This is a genomic window from Dokdonella sp. (genome assembly GCF_019634815.1).
Lineage (GTDB): Bacteria > Pseudomonadota > Gammaproteobacteria > Xanthomonadales > Rhodanobacteraceae > Dokdonella_A.
In genome coordinates this window covers 17082-33691 of sequence record NZ_JAHCAP010000025.1, presented here as the reverse complement: position 1 = coordinate 33691, position 16610 = coordinate 17082, and the positions used below count along the sequence as shown (strand labels likewise).

General features: G+C 66.2%; 15 protein-coding genes. 11 read left to right on the top strand and 4 right to left on the bottom strand.

Translation table 11 applies throughout. The features are described from left to right. Positions 1-85: 85 nt before the first annotated feature. The 5 genes from KF759_RS11935 to KF759_RS11915 all read left to right on the top strand — a co-directional run bounded on the left by KF759_RS11935 (position 86) and on the right by KF759_RS11915 (position 6456). The gene (locus KF759_RS11935; protein ID WP_291225795.1) at positions 86-1717 is read left to right on the top strand and encodes a Na+/H+ antiporter; all 1632 of its coding nucleotides are present in this window, start codon (positions 86-88) and stop codon (positions 1715-1717) included. 57 nt (positions 1718-1774) lie between these two features. Beyond that, complete coding sequence (locus tag KF759_RS11930) at positions 1775-2581, top strand: lysophospholipid acyltransferase family protein (RefSeq protein ID WP_291225793.1); 807 nt, start codon at positions 1775-1777, stop codon at positions 2579-2581. A 14-nt stretch (positions 2582-2595) separates the two neighbouring features. Beyond that, complete coding sequence (locus KF759_RS11925; protein ID WP_291225791.1) at positions 2596-3612, top strand: alpha/beta fold hydrolase; 1017 nt, start codon at positions 2596-2598, stop codon at positions 3610-3612. 111 nt (positions 3613-3723) lie between these two features. Continuing rightward, positions 3724-5805: a tetratricopeptide repeat protein gene (locus KF759_RS11920; RefSeq protein ID WP_291225789.1), complete on the top strand. Its 2082-nt coding sequence runs from the start codon at positions 3724-3726 to the stop codon at positions 5803-5805. Between the two features lie 18 nt (positions 5806-5823). Further along, on the top strand, positions 5824-6456 hold the full coding sequence (locus KF759_RS11915) for a YbhB/YbcL family Raf kinase inhibitor-like protein (protein WP_291225787.1): 633 nt from the start codon (positions 5824-5826) through the stop codon (positions 6454-6456). Here KF759_RS11915 and KF759_RS11910 read toward each other — a convergent pair whose 3' ends face one another. Continuing rightward, a complete protein-coding gene (locus tag KF759_RS11910) occupies positions 6457-7248 on the bottom strand; it encodes an undecaprenyl-diphosphate phosphatase (RefSeq protein ID WP_291225786.1) in 792 nt (263 codons plus the stop codon). A gap of 223 nt (positions 7249-7471) precedes the next feature. Between KF759_RS11910 and glnA the strand changes: the two genes are divergently transcribed. After that, positions 7472-8884 carry a type I glutamate--ammonia ligase gene (gene glnA, locus KF759_RS11905; RefSeq protein WP_291225782.1) on the top strand — a complete coding sequence of 471 codons (1413 nt, stop codon included), beginning with the start codon at positions 7472-7474 and terminating at the stop codon, positions 8882-8884. 92 nt (positions 8885-8976) lie between these two features. Here glnA and phoR read toward each other — a convergent pair whose 3' ends face one another. The 3 genes from phoR to KF759_RS11890 all read right to left on the bottom strand — a co-directional run bounded on the left by phoR (position 8977) and on the right by KF759_RS11890 (position 11948). Then, positions 8977-10017 (bottom strand): phosphate regulon sensor histidine kinase PhoR, encoded by a 1041-nt coding sequence (gene phoR, locus KF759_RS11900; protein WP_291225781.1) that lies wholly within the window; start codon positions 10015-10017, stop codon positions 8977-8979. A 5-nt stretch (positions 10018-10022) separates the two neighbouring features. Beyond that, positions 10023-10712 carry a phosphate regulon transcriptional regulator PhoB gene (phoB, locus tag KF759_RS11895; RefSeq protein WP_291225823.1) on the bottom strand — a complete coding sequence of 230 codons (690 nt, stop codon included), beginning with the start codon at positions 10710-10712 and terminating at the stop codon, positions 10023-10025. 87 nt (positions 10713-10799) lie between these two features. Continuing rightward, positions 10800-11948, bottom strand: a complete 1149-nt coding sequence (locus KF759_RS11890) for a carbohydrate porin (RefSeq protein WP_291225779.1) — start codon at positions 11946-11948, stop codon at positions 10800-10802. Positions 11949-12089: 141 nt separating this feature from the next. On the opposite strand from KF759_RS11890, the gene pstS reads away from it, so the two are divergent. The 5 genes from pstS (at position 12090) to phoU (ending at position 16599) form a co-directional block, all read left to right on the top strand. Continuing rightward, the gene (gene pstS, locus KF759_RS11885; RefSeq protein WP_291225777.1) at positions 12090-13109 is read left to right on the top strand and encodes a phosphate ABC transporter substrate-binding protein PstS; all 1020 of its coding nucleotides are present in this window, start codon (positions 12090-12092) and stop codon (positions 13107-13109) included. Positions 13110-13208: 99 nt separating this feature from the next. After that, positions 13209-14174, top strand: coding sequence for a phosphate ABC transporter permease subunit PstC (gene pstC, locus KF759_RS11880; RefSeq protein ID WP_291225821.1), 966 nt, complete (start codon positions 13209-13211; stop codon positions 14172-14174). Further along, complete coding sequence (gene pstA / locus KF759_RS11875; protein WP_291225775.1) at positions 14171-15037, top strand: phosphate ABC transporter permease PstA; 867 nt, start codon at positions 14171-14173, stop codon at positions 15035-15037. The genes pstC and pstA overlap by 4 nt, the downstream gene beginning before the upstream one ends. Next, the gene (gene pstB / locus KF759_RS11870) at positions 15030-15830 is read left to right on the top strand and encodes a phosphate ABC transporter ATP-binding protein PstB (RefSeq protein WP_291225773.1); all 801 of its coding nucleotides are present in this window, start codon (positions 15030-15032) and stop codon (positions 15828-15830) included. Before pstA ends, pstB begins: the two co-directional genes overlap by 8 nt. A gap of 31 nt (positions 15831-15861) precedes the next feature. Next, positions 15862-16599: a phosphate signaling complex protein PhoU gene (gene phoU, locus KF759_RS11865; RefSeq protein ID WP_291225771.1), complete on the top strand. Its 738-nt coding sequence runs from the start codon at positions 15862-15864 to the stop codon at positions 16597-16599. Positions 16600-16610: the final 11 nt, after the last annotated feature.

Sequence of the window (16610 nt, the reverse complement as noted above, 5' to 3'; positions counted from 1 at the left end):
GCGCATCATCGCTGCGGCCTGAACAATTGCGACGAGTGGCCGGCGCACGCTAACGTCGCCGTGTCGCTTGCGCCACTGCCTGCCGATGGATTCGATCGAAATCGTGCTGACGATGTTGCTGCTGGTGCTGGCCAGCGGCTACCTCGTGCGCGTGTTGCCGTTCGCCTTGCCGCTGCCGCTGGTGCAGATCGCGCTGGGTGCCGGCGTGGCGGCGTTCTCGAGCCGCGGCGTGCAGCTCGATCCGGATTTGTTTTTCGTGCTGTTCCTGCCGCCGCTGCTGTTCCTCGATGGCTGGCGCATTCCCAAGGATGGCTTGCTGCATGATGCGCGGCCGATCCTGCAGCTCGCGTTTGGGCTGGTCATCTTCACCGTGCTCGGCGTCGGCCTGTTCATGCATTGGCTGATCCCGGCGTTGCCGCTGTCGGTCGCCTTCGCGCTGGCCGCGATCGTGTCGCCGACCGATCCACTCGCAGTCGCGGCGATTTCCGCGCGCGTACCGATACCGCGGCGCATGCTGCACATCCTCGAAGGCGAATCCCTGCTCAATGATGCTTCGGGCCTGGTCTGCTTCCGGTTCGCTGTCGCGGCAACGCTCACCGGCCAGTTTTCGCTGCTGTCGGCCTCGTTGAGCTTCGTCTGGCTTGCATTCGGTGGTGTGGCGATCGGCACGGCGGTGTCCTGGGGCATCAGCCGCTCGCATCGCCTGATCACGCGGCGTTTCGGACAGGATGCGGGCCTGCCGGTGCTCGGCAGCCTGCTCACGCCGTTTGGCGCCTACCTCGCGGCCGAGCATCTGGGCGCTTCGGGCATTCTGGCCGCGGTCGCGGCCGGCGTGATGATGAGCTATGCCGAGCTCTCGGGCGTCGCCCCCGCCAACACGCGTCTGCAGCGCGCGGCGGTTTGGGACTCGGTTCAATTCGCGCTCAATGGCACTGCCTTCGTCGTGCTCGGCGAGCAGCTGCCGGGCATCCTGCATCGCGCCAGCGAGGGCGCTGCCACCGGCGGGCAGTTCGGCATGGACACACTGCTGCTGTTCGCGCTCGCGCTCAATCTGGTGCTGGCCGCCTTGCGACTGGTGTGGACCTTGGGATCCCTGCATGTGGATGCCTGGCTGCTGCGGCGACGCGGCCAGACGCAGCAGCGTCCTTCATGGCGGCTGGTGCTGGCAATGTCGCTGACCGGCGTGCGCGGTGCGATCACCTTGGCCGGCGTGCTGACCCTGCCCTTGTTGCTCGCCGACGGCCGACCGTTTCCGTATCGCGATCTGGTGATCTTCCTCGCGATGTCGGTGATCGTGTTCTCGCTGCTGGCCGCGAGCTTCGGCCTGCCGCGGCTGCTGGTCGGCTTGCAGGTGCCGCCCGAACCGCATGCCCGGCGCCAGGAAGATCTGGCGCGACGGCTCGCTGCCAAGGCCGCGCTGACCGCGATCGAAGAGGTGCGCCGCGAGCATGACGGTGCCGTCGCCGATGCGCAGATCGAAGCGGCTGCCGCCACGCGCGTGATCGCGATCTATCAGCGGCGGCTCGATGGCGACGATACCGAAGTCGATGCGCAGCGCCTGCGCCAGGCCGATCAGGCCGAACGGCGCCTGCGCCTGGCCGCCCTGCGCGGCGAGCGCGCCGAGCTGTTCGCGCTCGCCCGCGCGGGCCGGCTCGCCGACGATGTCACGCGCAAGCTGGTCAGGGAAATCGACTACGTCGAGTCGCGCTACCTGTAGCGAATGGCGCGGCAAATGGCGCGGCGAGGCGACGGCCTTGGGCTACCATAGCGCGTCATGCACGGCCCACCCCGAACCCTCGAAGCCTCCGCGCCGACCGATCGCCTGCGGCCCTTGCGTTACGCCTGGCGCGTGCCGCAGTTGTTCTTCCACGGCATCGTCGCGGTGCCCTTGACGCTGTGCGCGTTCAACCCGCTCGCCAGGCGCATGCGCATCGGTTCGACCACGGTCGAAAAGTTCCTCGTGCGCTGGTGGTCGGGGCGCCTCATCCGCATTTTCGGCATGCGCATTCGCAGCTTCGGCGAGCCATTGCCCGATGCCGTGCTGTTCGTCGCCAATCACATCTCCTGGCTCGATATCGAACTCATGCACAGCCAGCGTGCGCTGAGTTTCGTCGCCAAGAGCGAGATCGAGCGTTGGCCTTTCGTCGGCTGGCTCGCGGCCAGGGCAGGCACGATCTTCCATCGGCGCGGTGACGGCGATTCCCTCAACCTGGTGATGGGCGTGGTGGTGCAGCGCTTGCGCGAAGGTCAGCCGGTGGGCGTGTTTCCCGAAGGCGGCAGCGGGCATGGCGGCCGCGTGGGCACCTTCCATGCGCGCATCTTCCAGACTGCGCTCGATGCCGAAGTACCGGTACAGCCGGTGGCGCTGCGCTATGGCCGCGATGGCCGGCAGGATCCTTCGGTGCCGTTCGCGCGCAAGGAAAAATTCTTCCCCAATCTCGTGCGTCTGCTCGGCAATCCGCGCATGGACGCCGAAGTCCATTTCCTCGAACCGGTCGCGCTCGCGCCCGAGGCGCGGCGGCGCATGGCCGAGGAAAGTCGGGCGCGCATCAATGCCGTCCTTGGCTACCAAGATGACTGACGATTGACGCGACCGTGCCATCGACACCGGCCACCCGTGTCGCGCAGGATGCGGCGCAGTTTCGCCCGCCACGCTGGCTGCGCAATCCGCATGTGCAGACCGTGCTGGCCTCGGCCGGATTGCGGCGCTGGCTGCTGCGCGAGGCGCGACGACGCGTCGAAGGCGCTGCGCAGAAGCTGCCGATCGACTGCGGAGCGGGTGTGTGCCTGCAGGGATTCGTCACCCGCCAGCAGGCGCTACCCGTTGCGCGCGGTCTGTGCGTGTTGATCCACGGCTGGGAAGGCAGCGCACAATCAACCTACCTCATCGACGCCGCCGCGCACCTGCTCGCGGCAGGTTGCGATGTGGTTCGCATCAATCTGCGCGACCACGGTGGCACCCAGCATCTCAACCGCGGCTTGTTCCATTCCTGCCGCATCGACGAAGTGGTCGGCGCGGTGCGGGCGCTGGCTGCGCAGTTTGCCGGCCAGCCATTGCTCGTGCTCGGATTTTCGCTGGGCGGCAATTTCGCGCTGCGGGTCGGCTTGCGTGCCGCGGATGTCCTCAGCGGCGTGCTCGCGGTGTGTCCGGTGGTGAGCCCCGCGGCAGGCTTGTTCGGACTCGAGCAGGGGCCGTGGTTCTACCAGCGTTATTTCCTGCACAAGTGGCGGCGCAGCCTGCGCGGAAAGCGGCAGGCGTTTCCGGACGTCGAATGGTTCGCACGCGCCGACCTGAAGCTCGACCTGCGCGGACTCACGCGCGCTCTGGTGCTGCGGCATACCGATTTCGGCTCGCTCGAGGCCTATCTCGACGGCTATTCGATCGCCGGCGACCGCCTTGCGCAGTTGCGCGTGCCGGCCACGATCCTTGCCGCCGCCGATGATCCGATCATCCCGATCGCTGATTTCCGCGCCCTGCGCCTGCCCGAACAGGTGGAACTGGCAATCACCGCGTACGGCGGCCATTGCGGATTCCTCGCCGGCATGCTGGCGCCGAGCTTCTTCGAGGGCTTTGTGCGCGCGCGCCTGCCGCGCCTGCTGGGCGAGGCCTGAAGTCGCGCAATCCCGCGGTTTTCTGCGGGCAAAGGCGCGGATCGGGCATAATGGCCGGCTCACGCTTGGCCAAGGCCGGCGTCCCGCCTTCATCGCTCGGATTCCTCCCCCATGCTGACACTTGCGCAATCCCTCGAACTGCAACGCCAGGGCCGACTCGACGAAGCCGAGCAAGGCTATCGCGCACTGCTCGAGCGCGAACCCGACAACACCGATGCGGTGTTCATGCTCGGCGTCGTGCGCCTGATGCGCGATGACGCGATCGAGGCCGAAGGCTGCTTCGAACGCGCGGTCCAGGCCAAGCCCGACATCGCCGATCTGCATCTCAATCTCGCGGTCGCGCGCTATCGCGCGGGCAAGCACGAGCTGGCCGAGCGTGGCTACGAGCAGACCCTCAAACTCGATCCCAATGCGCTGGGCGCGCACATCGGCCTCGGCCAGATCATGCTCAACCGTGGCGAGGAAGCGCGCGCCGAGAATCATTTCCGCATTGCGCTGCGCGCGGGCGAGGACGGCCATGCGCTGGTCGGGCTGGGCAATCTCATGGTCTTGCGTGGCGATTGGGACGCGGCCCTGCGCTACCTCACGCGCGCGGTCGAGCTGATCCCGAACAACGCGATGGCGCAGTACCTGCTCGGCCAGACCTTTGCGCGCAAGGGCCTGCTCACGTTTGCGCGGCAGGCGCTCGAGCGCTGCCTGCAACTGGCGCCGGGCTTGCACGAGGCCCACGCCTGGCTCGCCGAAGTGTTGATGCATGAAAGCCAGCCGCGCGCCGCCGAAGCGCATTACCTGCACTTGCTGTCGGTGCCCGGCTATGAACTGCGTGCCCATGCCGGCCTTGGCGACGTCGCGCGCGCCGAGAACCGCATGGAAGACGCGGTCACGCATTACCGCGCCGCAATCGAAATCGACCCGCGTCAGCCGACACCGATGCGCATGCTCACGGTGGCGCTGGCCGCGCTCGGTCGCAACGACGAAGTCGCGCAGACCTTTGCCGACTACCTCGCGCTGGTGCCCGATGACGACGAGGTCCGCGAGATCCGCGCCGACGTGCTCGCCGCCATCGGCCGCAACGCCGAGGCGAGCGCCGAGTGGGACGTGCTGGTGCGCCGCAAACCCGCGGTTGCGCTGGGTCACGCGCGCGCGGCCTTGCTCAAGGAACAACAAGGCCTGTTCGATGCCGCGCTCGATCATGCCATGCAGGCGCTCGCGCTCGATGCCGCGGATGTCGATGCGCGCCTCGTGCTTGCGCGTGCGCAGTTGCGCAAGCAGGAGTTCGCCGCGGCTGCGCAGACGCTGGCCGTACTCGCTGCGGCCAAGCTCACCGACGAGCAGGCGCGCCAGCGCGATCGTGCGCTGGGTCAATGCCATGACCATGACGGCGATGGCGAGGCCGCACTGCGCTGCTTCCTCGCTGCGCAGCAAGGGCTCGAACAAACGCTGCCGCCGCTGGCCGAACCGCGGCCGGAACTGGCGGCCGCGCTGGCCGAACCGGCGGGCAAGCCTTGGGCGCATGCGCCGGTGCTCGTGCTCGGCACGCCGGGCAGTGGCGTCGAGCAGGTGGTGGCCCTGCTCGCTGACCAGGCGTCGTTGCAGGTGTTGCGCGGGCGCGCGGTGACGCGTGATCGTGCGGACGACTTCAACCATCCGCGCTTCCAGTTCTATTGTGGTGAGCTCGATGATGCCGCGCGCGAAAGCATCCGCGAGCGTTACCTGCAGCCACTCACGCGCAGCGGCATGGCGATCGACCGCACCCTCGTCGACTGGCTGCCGCGCTGGGATGCGCATCTGCTCGCACTGGTGCGTCGCGCGATGCCGGGCACGCGCCTTTTGATCGTGGATGCCGATCCGCGCGATGCCTTGCTCAATTGGCTCGCGTTCGGCTGGGTCAATGGATTTGCGTGCACCGATGCCAACGCGGCGGCCGATTGGCTGGCGCGTGCCCGACGTCATATCGCCTACGGGGCGCAGCTTGATGATCCGCGCCGACTGACTGTACGCGCGGAGGACTTGCTCCAGGAGGGTTCGGCTGCACAGGAAGTCGCGCGCTTCCTCGGTCTGGATCATCTGGATTTTTCCGCGCAGTCACGCCGGCTTGCCGCCGGCCGCCCGCGCACCCGCTTCGCCGCAGATCATTGGCAGGCGTATCGTGAGGTGCTCGCCGCGCCATTCGCGCGCCTGCAAGAACGCTGAAACCCGTCGGAGGTGACCATGCAGATCCGCAGCAACGATTTCGCCGATGGGCGGCCGATTCCCGCGGTGTGTGCATTTGGCCAGCCGGGACCGGCGGGTGAGCCCTGCGTGCTCGCGGCCAATCGCAGTCCGCATCTGGCCTGGAGTGGCGTACCCGCAGGCACGCGCTCCTTCGTGCTCAGCTGCATCGACGTCGACGTACCCTCGCGCGGCGATGACGTCAATCAAGCGGGCCGCACGGTACCGGCGTCCCTGCCGCGTGTGGAGTTCGTGCACTGGCTGATGGCGAACCTTCCCGCAGACTGCATCGAACTGGCGCAGGGCGCCTGCGCCGATGGCGTGGTCGCGCGCGGCAAGCGCACGCCGCCCGGCCCCGCGCGTTCGGTGCAGGGCCGCAACGACTACACGGGATGGTTCGCCGGTGATGCCGAGATGAGCGGCGACTACCTTGGCTATGACGGGCCGTGTCCGCCATGGAACGACAGCATCGTCCACCGCTACCGTTTCACCGTGCATGCGCTCGATGTCGAGCGACTCGACCTCGTGGCGGGTTTCGATCTGGCGCAATTGCGCGCGGCAATCGCCGGCCACGAACTCGCGCAGGCAACCCTCACCGGCACCTACACGCTCAATCCTGCGCTGCGCGGTTGATCAAGCCACGCCGGGCAGCAGAAGCAGCAGCGCGCCCAGCGCGATGCGGTACAGCGCGAAGGGCATGAAGCGGTGGCTGCGGATGTAGCCGAGCAGCCACTTCACCGTGATGAAGGCAGTCAGCAGTGACACCGTGAAGGCGAGCGCGAGCGCACTCCAGTCTTCGCCCGCCGTGCCATGCGCTCGCAATGACTTGAGCAACTCGTAGCCGCTGGCTGCGAACATCGTCGGGATGCCGACGAGGAATGCGAATTCGGTCGCCGCGGCGCGGTTGTTGGTCCCGGCGAGCATCGCGATGAAGATCGTCGCCGCCGAGCGCGAGGTGCCGGGGAACACGCCGGCCACGACTTGGGCGAGGCCGACGAGGATTGCCACGCGCCAGGAAATCGAGCTGCGCTCGGGCAAGCGTGCGGCGAAGCCTTCGGCCAGCAGCATCCACACCCCACCGATGATCAGCGCCCAGGCCACCGGTGCGACGGTTTCGGGCAACTTGAAACCCAGTCGCGTGGCCGCAAAGCCGAGTGCCGCGGTGATGAGGAAGGCGGCCAGCAGCTTGAGTGCGTAGTCGCGGCTCTCGCCGCGCGCGAAGCCGGTCGCCAGTTGCCACAGGCGCTCGCGGTAGATCAGCACCACGGCGAGGATCGCGCCGGCCTGGATTGCGACGTTGAACAGGTCCGAGCGCGCGCCGAGCCAGCGTTCGGCAATCAACAGATGGCCAGTGCTCGAAATCGGCAGGAACTCGGTGACGCCTTCGATGATTCCGAGCAGGAGCGTGGCAGCAAGGTCGGACAAGGCGTGGTTCCGGCAGGGGGAGCGCGCATTCTACGGAACGGCACGGACGTGCCGGGCTTGTATCGATAATCACCAAAGTGGTGCAAACGACGCACCATTGCCGAACTTTCGCTTGACCATCCGGCGCGCAGGGCGCATTCCATCGCGGTCTGCCGGCAACGTGGGGCTTGGCACGCGGCTTGCTCTGATAACCGCGCCCTTAGCCACGCAACGGATGTCCACGATGACCACTGCCGCCGCCCTGCTCAACAAGATCAAGGACGAAGAAATCGAATTCATCGACCTGCGCTTTGCCGACATGCTTGGCAAGGAGCATCACGTGACCTATCCCGCGCACAGCGTCGATGAATCGCTGTTCGAGGACGGCAAGATGTTCGACGGTTCCTCGATCACCGGCTGGAAGGGCATCAATGAATCGGACATGGTGTTGCTGCCCGATCCGACGGCCTCGTTCGTCGATCCGTTCATGAGCGACAAGACCCTGGTGATCCAGTGCGACGTGCTCGAGCCGAGCACGATGCAGGCCTATGCGCGCGATCCGCGCTCGATCGCCAAGCGCGCCGAGAGTTACCTCAAGTCGACCGGCATCGCCGACACCGCGTTCTTCGGCCCGGAGCCGGAGTTCTTCATCTTCGATTCGGTGCGCTACCGCAACGACATGGGCCATGTCGCCTACCAGATCGGTTCGGAAGAAGCCGCGTGGTCCACGCACAAATCCTTCGATGGTGAAAATCACGGCCATCGTGGCGGGGTCAAGGGCGGCTACTTCCCGGTGCCGCCGGTGGATTCCTTCCAGGACCTGCGCAGCCACATGTGCAAGGTGCTCGAACAGATCGGCCAGGTGGTCGAAGTGCATCACCACGAGGTCGCCAACGCCGGCCAGTGCGAAATCGGCACGCGCTTCAATTCACTGGTGCGCAAGGCCGACGAACTGATCGCGATGAAGTACGTGATCAAGAACGTCGCCCATCAGTTCGGCAAGACCGTGACCTTCATGCCCAAGCCGATCGTCGGCGACAACGGTTCGGGCATGCACGTGCACCAGTCACTCGCCAAGGGCGGCCAGAACCTGTTTGCGGGCGATCTTTACGGCGGCCTGTCGCAAACTGCGCTGCATTACATCGGCGGCATCTTCAAGCATGCGCGCGCGATCAATGCCTTCGCCAACGCCAGCACCAACAGCTACAAGCGCCTGGTACCCGGTTTCGAGGCGCCGGTGCTGCTGGCCTATTCGGCGCGCAACCGTTCGGCAAGCTGCCGCATTCCCTTCGTGCACAGCCCCAAGGCGCGCCGCATCGAGGTGCGTTTCCCCGATCCGGTCAACAGCGGCTATCTCACCTTCGCCGCGCTGATGATGGCCGGCCTCGACGGCATCCTGAACAAGATCGATCCGGGTGCGCCGTCCGACAAGGATCTCTACGACCTGCCGCCGGAAGAGGAGAAGAACATCCCGACCGTGTGCCACTCGCTCGATCAGGCGATCGAGGCGCTCGACAAGGACCGCGGCTTCCTCAAGGCCGGCGGCGTGTTCTCCGACGACTTCATCGACGCCTACATCGAGGTCAAGATGGCCGAGGTCACGCGCTTTCGCGCCGCGACCCATCCGCTCGAGTACCAGATGTACTACGCGATCTGAAGCCTCGGCGCCGTTGCGGGAACACGCATTGCCGTCGTTCCCGCAGCGTGGCCCGGCTCGCGCCGCCTGCGCCGAAGACCGCGGCAGGGCAATCAGGTCGCCGTCCGCTGGATCCGCGCCGCCGGGAACTCGCAGCTGAAGGTCGAGCCCTTGCCGGGACGGCTCTCGATGTGCAATTCGGCCTGATGCAGGCTCAGCACGTGCTTGACGATCGACAGGCCCAGGCCCGTGCCGCCCGTGGCGCGCGAGCGACTGGAGGAAACGCGGTAGAAGCGCTCGGTCAGGCGCGAGATGTGATCTGCGGGAATGCCGTAGCCGCTGTCCTCGACCGCGTACACGGCGCCCTCGCCGACATCACGCCAGCTGATGCGGATCGAACCGCCGGTGGGCGTGTAGCGCACCGCATTGCTGACGAGGTTGGAAAACGCACTGTGCAGGTCGCGGCTGGAGCCGATCAGGTCGGCGCGGGATTCGCGCACGAGCTCGACCCGGTGACGGCTCTGGCTCAAGGCCTCCGCTTCGCGCAACAGACTCGCCAGCATCGGCGCCATCGCCACACGGTCGTCGACTGCGGTTTGCTGGGCTTCCAGCCGCGACAGCGTCAGCAGGTCCTCGACGATTTGCCCCATGCGCCGCGATTGCGTGCGCATCTCGTCCAGCACCGGCGCCAAGGCGGGCACGTCATTTGGGTCGAGCAGTTCGAGATAGCCGTGAATCACCGTCAGCGGCGTGCGCAGCTCGTGCGAGACATTGGCGACGAAATCACGCCGCATTTGCTCGAGGCGACTGATCGCACTGACATCGCGCGCGAGCAGGATGCGCGCGCGCCGCCCGACCGGGATCAACATCACGCCCAAGCGGGGGCCCTCCGGCAGTGGCGAGGCGATGTCGGTCACCGGGCCCATGCCGCCGTGCCGCAGCCATGCCCCCAACTCCGTGCCGGCAAATCGCGCGCCGAGCTCGTGTCCGCGATCCTGCGGGCGAAACAATCCGAGCAGGCTGCCGGCGGTGTGATTGAACCAGCGAATGCGGCCGCGTTGATCGACCAGCACGCTTGCATCGGGCAGTGCGTCGGCGCTGCGCCGCAACTCGGCCAGCCAGCGGACGCTTTCGGATTGGGCTTGCTGGCGCACGCGCGTCACGGGTTCGCGGAAAAGCGATAGCCGCTGCCGCGCACGGTCTGCACCATCCCGTCGAGCCCCGAAGGCTCGAGGGTCTTGCGCAAGCGGCGGATGTGCACGTCGATGGTGCGCTCTTCGACGTAGACGCTGCCGCCCCAGACATGGTCGAGCAGTTGCGCGCGCGAGTAGACCCGTTCCGGGTGACTCATGAAGAAGTGCAGCAAGCGGTATTCGGTGGGTCCGATCGAGACCGCCTGCTCGCCCGCGAACACGCGGTGTGCGGCACTGTCGATGCGCAGATCGCCGATGTTGATCGTGCCCGAACCATCATCGCCCTGGCTGCGACGCAACACGGCCTTGATCCGCGCGATCAGCTCGCGCGCGGAAAACGGTTTGACCACGTAGTCGTCGACGCCCGCATCGAGTCCGTTGACCCGATCCATCTCTTCGCCGCGCGCGGTCAGCATGATGATGGGGATCTCCATCGTGGGTCGGGCCCGACGCAGGCGGCGGGCGAAATCCAGGCCGCTGGTACCGGGCAGCATCCAGTCGAGCAGGATGAGGTCGGGAATGCGGTCGGCAATCGCCAGCTCGGCCTCGCGGGCATCGCCCGCGAGCGCACAATGCATGCCGTCCTTGCGCAATGCGAACGCGACCATGTCACGGATCGATGGTTCGTCTTCAACGATGAGGATGTGTTTGTGCACGGTCGGTTCGGTCAAGGCCAGCGTGGGCCATTATTGCAGCGTGCCAACATGACCGCATGATGACAAACCTCGCGTTCGGCCATCGGCTCAGAACGACACCTGACCCCAGATGCCGACCTCGTTGCCGCGGCGATGTCGGGTGTAGGCAATGCCGTCGCGGCTGGCGCTGCTGTCGGTCGCACCGTTCTTCCACACCAATGCCAGATCGAGGTTGTCGCGCAGGCTGTACTCCAGGCCCAGATGCGCATAACGCTCGGCGCTGCGCGGATCGCGCACGTGGCTGGGCGTGGTGCGGTCGACGCGCGCGGTGAGCGTGAACTGCTCACCCAGCGCCTGACTCGCCCACACCGACCAACCCTTGGCGTGGTCGCCTGTCGGCTTGTTGACCTCGTTCCAGTTGTCGGACTTGAAGTACTCGATGCCGGCGCGGGTGCGATCCGAAACGTATGCGGCCATCGCGCTCACGCGTTGGGTCGTGTGGATGGCAGGACTGGATTCGAGATCCTTCCCGCGCCGGCCCGAGTATGCGCCAAGGGCAAGCATGATCCTGCTGCTGGGCAGGTAGGCGATGCGCCCCTCGAAATCGACGCTCTTGCTGCGGCCCGGATCCTTGTATCCGGCACCGTTGACCATCGCCACGGCGTAGTCGAATTGCTGTCCGGCGCCGAGTTTGCCGCCCAGGTGGACGCCCCAGTCGGCGGAGTTGCCGAACTTGGTGCGGTCGACCACCGACTTCTCGATGTAGCGAAAACCTTGCGCCTTGTCGACGAACGAAATCCACGGCATGTCGGCTGAGCCCACACGCAGCACCGCCGCCTTGGAAAACTTGCCCTCGAGGTACGCCTTCTTGACGAAAAGCTGCGTCTCGCCATCGCTGCTCGACCAGGTGAAGTCGGTGGTGAGCTGAAGTTTCCAGGTGGAATCGAGCGCGTGGGCGATGTCGACATAGAAGCGTTTGACGTCGAGCGCGAAGCTGCTGGCGTCGGTCTTGCCGGTGTCGTTGTAGCGTTCTTCGAGCGAACTCAGATCGAAGAACATCCTGCCGCCGATGCGGGTCTTGCCGGCATCGGCGCTGGCCACGGGACTGGCCAGGGCAAGGACGATCGCCGCAATCGACGCGGCGCGAAGAGGCGTGGAATGCATGTTGGGCTCCGATGTGGGCGGCGTGGCGACACCATGCCGCGCGATCAGCCAACCTTTGCCGACAAGATTGACCACGCAAGATGACAGGATCATGCAATTTGCACTGCAGATTCGTGATGGCCGCAGCGATGGGCGCTGTCATGAAACCGCAACATGGCCATCACGACGCTGCAACCTGCATTGACTTGAATGCGCGGACCTTCCATCGCCGTCCCAGGCAGTCAGGAGTCCACCGTGTCCACACGCTTGCCAGCCCGCATCTTCGCCACCCTCGCTGCAACGACCCTGAGCTTCGCCGCTGCCGCCACCGAAATCAGCGGCGCCGGCTCGAGCTTCGTCCAGCCCATCCTCTCGAAATGGTCGACCGCCTATGCACAGGGCAGCGGTCACCGCATCAATTACCAGGCCATCGGTTCGGGCGGCGGCATCGCCCAGATCAAGGCCGGAACGGTCGATTTCGGCGCCACCGACAAACCACTCTCGGCCGACGAGCTTGCCCAGTCCAGTCTCGGTCAGTTCCCGAGCGTGATCGGCGGCATCGTACCCGTCTACACGCTCGAAGGCATCGCGCCGGGCGCTCTCATGCTCGACGGCCCGACGCTTGCCGGCATCTTTCTTGGCCAGATCCAGAACTGGAACGACGCTGCGATTGCCAGCCTCAACCCCGGCCTGAAACTCCCCGACAGCAAGATCACGGTGGTGCACCGCTCCGACGGTTCGGGAACCTCGTTCAACTTCACCAACTATCTTTCGAAGGTAAGCCCGGAATGGAAGACCAAGGTCGGCGAGGGCACGGCGGTCGATTGGCCGGTCGGCGTCGGCGGCAAGGGCAATGATGGCGTGGCGGCCTATGTCGGCCGCATCAAGGGCGCGATCGGCTATGTCGAATACGCCTACGCGGCCAAGAACAATCTCGGTCATGCCACGTTGAAAAACGCCGCCGGTGAAGTGGTGCGCCCTGGCCGCGAGAGCTTCCAGGCCGCAGCCGCAACCGCCGACTGGGCGAGCGCCAGGGACTTCAATCTGGTCATGACCAATGCGCCGGGCAGTGGCGCGTGGCCGATCACCGCAACCACCTGGATCATCCTGCCCAAGAAGGCAGGCGATTCCGAGCGCAAGCGGCTGGCGATCGACTTCTTCCGCTACGCCCTCAACAAGGGGCAGGCGCAGGCCGAGGCGCTGGACTACGTCGCCCTGCCGGTACCGCTGGTGCAGCGCGTCGAGGCGTACTGGGCGAGCGAGTTCAAGCACTGAGTGCGCCATGCGACCGCTTCCGCCCACGACCGGGCGGAGCGGTTCGCATCCACCCGACGACAAGAGCAAACCCGGATGACGTCAGCCAGCTCTTCGACGATGGTGATTGCGACGCCCGCACCGGCGACACGCCGCGCCGAGCGCGACGCGCGGCGTGATCGCTGGTTTGCCCGTGCCCTCAAGGCTTCGGCCTTGCTGGTGCTTGCGGTCCTGCTCGGGGCGGCCCTGTCGACCTTGTGGGGCGGGCGCGAGGTCCTGTTCGGCGAAGGTCTGCGCTTTCTCGCCAGCAGCGAATGGAACCCTGTCGACGATCGCTACGGGGCGCTGGCACCGATCTTCGGCACCGTGCTGACCTCGATCATCGCGATCGTGCTGGCGGTGCCGGTCGCGTTCGGCATTGCCCTCTTTCTCACCGAGATCGCGCCCGAGTGGATGCGCGCCTGGTTCAGCGCGGCGATCGAACTGCTGGCCGCGATTCCCTCGATCATCTACGGCATGTGGGGCCTGTTCGTGTTCGTGCCGTTCATGGCCGAACAGGTGCAACCCGCGCTCACGGCCGTACTCGGCGAACTGCCGCTGCTGGGCGCACTGTTCTCCGGCCCGCCGCTTGGCCTGGGCATCCTCACCGCCGGCATCGTGCTCGCAGTGATGATCGTGCCCTTCATCGCCGCGGTGATGCGCGAGGTGTTTCTTGCCGTGCCCGGTCGTCTCAAGGAATCGGCGCGCGCGCTCGGCGCAACCACCTGGGAGGTGGTCTGGCACATCGTGCTGCCCGCCACGCGATCGGCGGTGATTGGCGGCATCTTCCTCGGTCTCGGGCGCGCCTTGGGCGAAACGATGGCAGTGACCTTCGTGCTCGGCAATGCCTACGACATTCAAGCCTCGTTGCTCATGCCGGGCACCTCGATCTCGTCCTCGATCGCCAACGAATTCAACGAAGCGGTGGGCAATCATCGTTCGGCCCTGCTGGCGCTGGGATTCCTGTTGTTCGTGGTGACCTTCTTCGTCTTGTTGATCGCACGCGTGATGTTGCGTCGCCTGGCCCGGCGCGAGGGCACGGCATGAACGGCCTGTACCGTCGCCGCGCCCTCGGCAATGGCGCCGCAATCACATTCGCCGCCGCCTCCACCGCGCTCGGACTTGGCTTCCTCGGTTGGATCCTGTGGACCACGCTCAGTCGCGGCATCTCCGCGATCGGCGTGCCGCTGTTCACGCGCATCTCCGCCCACGGCGAAGACGGCGGCCTGGCCAACGCCATCGTCGGCAGCGGGATCATCAATTTCATGGCGATCCTGTTTGCCGCGCCGATCGGCGTGATGGCGGGTGCTTGGCTCGCCGAGTACGCCGCGCATTCGCGGCTGGGCGCCTTGATTCGCTTCATGAATGACATCCTGCTCTCGGCGCCATCGATCGTGCTGGGCCTGTTCGTCTATGTGGTGGTGGTGCTGCCGATGACCGCGTGGAGCAATGGCGCGGTCAGTTTTTCGGCCTTCGCCGGCGCGCTCGCCCTTGCCCTGATTGCCTTGCCGGTGATCGTGCGCACCACCGACGAAATGCTGCGCCTGCAGCCGATGACCCTGCGCGAGGCGGCGCTTTCGCTCGGCGTGCCGCAATGGAAGCTCACCAGTCAGGTGCTGCTGCGCGCCGCCGGCTCGGGCATTCTCACCGGAATCCTGCTGGCCTTGGCGCGCGTGGCGGGCGAGACCGCGCCGCTGCTGTTTACCGCCTTCGGCAACAACTACATGGCGTTCGGCCCGCTCGAAAAGATGGCCAGCCTGCCAACCATCATCTACCAGTACACCAACGACCCCAATCCGGCGATGCACGCCATCGCCTGGGCCGGCGCGCTGATGATCACCTTGTTCGTGCTCGCGCTCGGTCTGCTGGCGCGTTGGTTCCTCGTCCGTGGACACATCCGCCATGACTGAACTTGCCGCCGCCCTGCACACCGCCGACACCCTCGCTCCACGCAATCACATCGAAGTGCGGGGCCTGGATTTTCACTACCACGGCCATCACGCGCTCAAGAACATCACGCTCGACATTCCGGCGCGCCAGGTCACCGCCATCATCGGCCCGTCAGGGTGCGGCAAGTCGACCCTGCTGCGCGTGTTCAACCGCATTTACGCGATGCATCCGGGCTTGCGCGCAAGCGGCCAGGTGCTGCTGGACGGCGAGAACATCCTCGACCCGCGCTACAGCCTCAACCGCCTGCGCAGCAAGGTCGGCATGGTGTTCCAGAAGCCGGTGCCGTTCCCGATGACGATCTTCGAGAATGTCGCCTGGGCCATCCGTCACCACGAGCGCCTGGGTCGGTCCGATCTCGAGCGGCGTGTCGAGGAGGCCTTGCGCTCGGCCGCGCTGTGGGACGAAGTCAAGGACAAGCTCAAGGGCAGCGCGCTCGGCCTGTCCGGTGGCCAGCAGCAACGTCTGTGCATCGCGCGCTGCATCGCGCTCAGGCCCGAGGTGTTGCTGCTCGACGAACCCACCTCGGCGCTCGATCCGATCGCCACCGGTCGCATCGAGCAACTGATCGAGGAACTCAAGAGCGAGTTCACCATCGTCATCGTCACCCACAACATGCAGCAGGCGGCGCGCATCTCCGATCGCACGGCCTTCATGTACCTGGGTGAGCTGATCGAAGTCGATGCGACCGAAAAGATCTTCACCGCGCCTGCGCGCAAGCAGACCGAGGACTACATCACCGGACGTTACGGTTGAACCCCGCCACGAGCCGCATGGATCCCATCCAATGATCGATCACATCATCAAGAGCTACGACACCGAACTTGCCCGCCTGACCAGCGAAATCATCGGCATGGGTGAACTCGCCGGCAGGCAACTGCTGGCCGCCGTCGACGTGGTCGAGCGCCGCGATGACCGCGCGGCCCGCCACATCGTCGACAACGACGGCACCATCGACGCGATGGAGCATGCGATCAGCCAGGACGTGGTGCGACTGCTGGCGCTGCGCGCACCGATGGCGCGCGATCTGCGCGCGGTGTTCGCCGCCCTGCGCATCGCCGCGGACATCGAGCGCATCGGCGATTACGCAGCCAACGTGGCCAAGCGAGCGATCGCCCTCGCACTGGCCGCGCCGGTCGCCCCCGCGCTCGGCTTGCGCCGGCTTGCCGATCTCGCCGGCGCCGGTCTGGCCGAAGTGCTGGCCGCCTACCGCAGCATGGATGCCGAACGCGCCTTCAAGGTGTGGCAGGACGATGCACGCCTGGATGAGGCCTACACCGCGCTGTTCCGCGAGCTGCTCACCTACATGATGGAGGATCCGCGCGCGATCACGCCCTGCACGCACCTGTTGTTCATGGCCAAGAACATCGAACGCATCGGCGACCATGTCACCAACATCGCCGAAAACGTCTGGTTCGTGGTGCATGGCGCCGAACTGGCCGTACCGCGCGATTCGCGCGATACCACGGCGGATCCGGACTGGCCGCAACTTGGCCGTACGCCGCCGGTCGAGGGCAGCCAATAGCGCTTGCGCGC

What these genes read in the sequence shown, in the direction of transcription:
- KF759_RS11935 (WP_291225795.1), top strand. Translation starts at nt 86, where the DNA reads ATGGATTCGATCGAAATCGTGCTGACGATGTTGCTGCTGGTGCTGGCC.
- KF759_RS11930 (WP_291225793.1), top strand. Translation starts at nt 1,775, where the DNA reads ATGCACGGCCCACCCCGAACCCTCGAAGCCTCCGCGCCGACCGATCGC.
- KF759_RS11920 (WP_291225789.1), top strand. Translation starts at nt 3,724, where the DNA reads ATGCTGACACTTGCGCAATCCCTCGAACTGCAACGCCAGGGCCGACTC.
- KF759_RS11915 (WP_291225787.1), top strand. Translation starts at nt 5,824, where the DNA reads ATGCAGATCCGCAGCAACGATTTCGCCGATGGGCGGCCGATTCCCGCG.
- glnA (WP_291225782.1), top strand. Translation starts at nt 7,472, where the DNA reads ATGACCACTGCCGCCGCCCTGCTCAACAAGATCAAGGACGAAGAAATC.
- KF759_RS11890 (WP_291225779.1), bottom strand. Translation starts at nt 11,948, where the DNA reads ATGATCCTGTCATCTTGCGTGGTCAATCTTGTCGGCAAAGGTTGGCTG.
- pstC (WP_291225821.1), top strand. Translation starts at nt 13,209, where the DNA reads ATGGTGATTGCGACGCCCGCACCGGCGACACGCCGCGCCGAGCGCGAC.
- pstA (WP_291225775.1), top strand. Translation starts at nt 14,171, where the DNA reads ATGAACGGCCTGTACCGTCGCCGCGCCCTCGGCAATGGCGCCGCAATC.
- pstB (WP_291225773.1), top strand. Translation starts at nt 15,030, where the DNA reads ATGACTGAACTTGCCGCCGCCCTGCACACCGCCGACACCCTCGCTCCA.
- phoU (WP_291225771.1), top strand. Translation starts at nt 15,862, where the DNA reads ATGATCGATCACATCATCAAGAGCTACGACACCGAACTTGCCCGCCTG.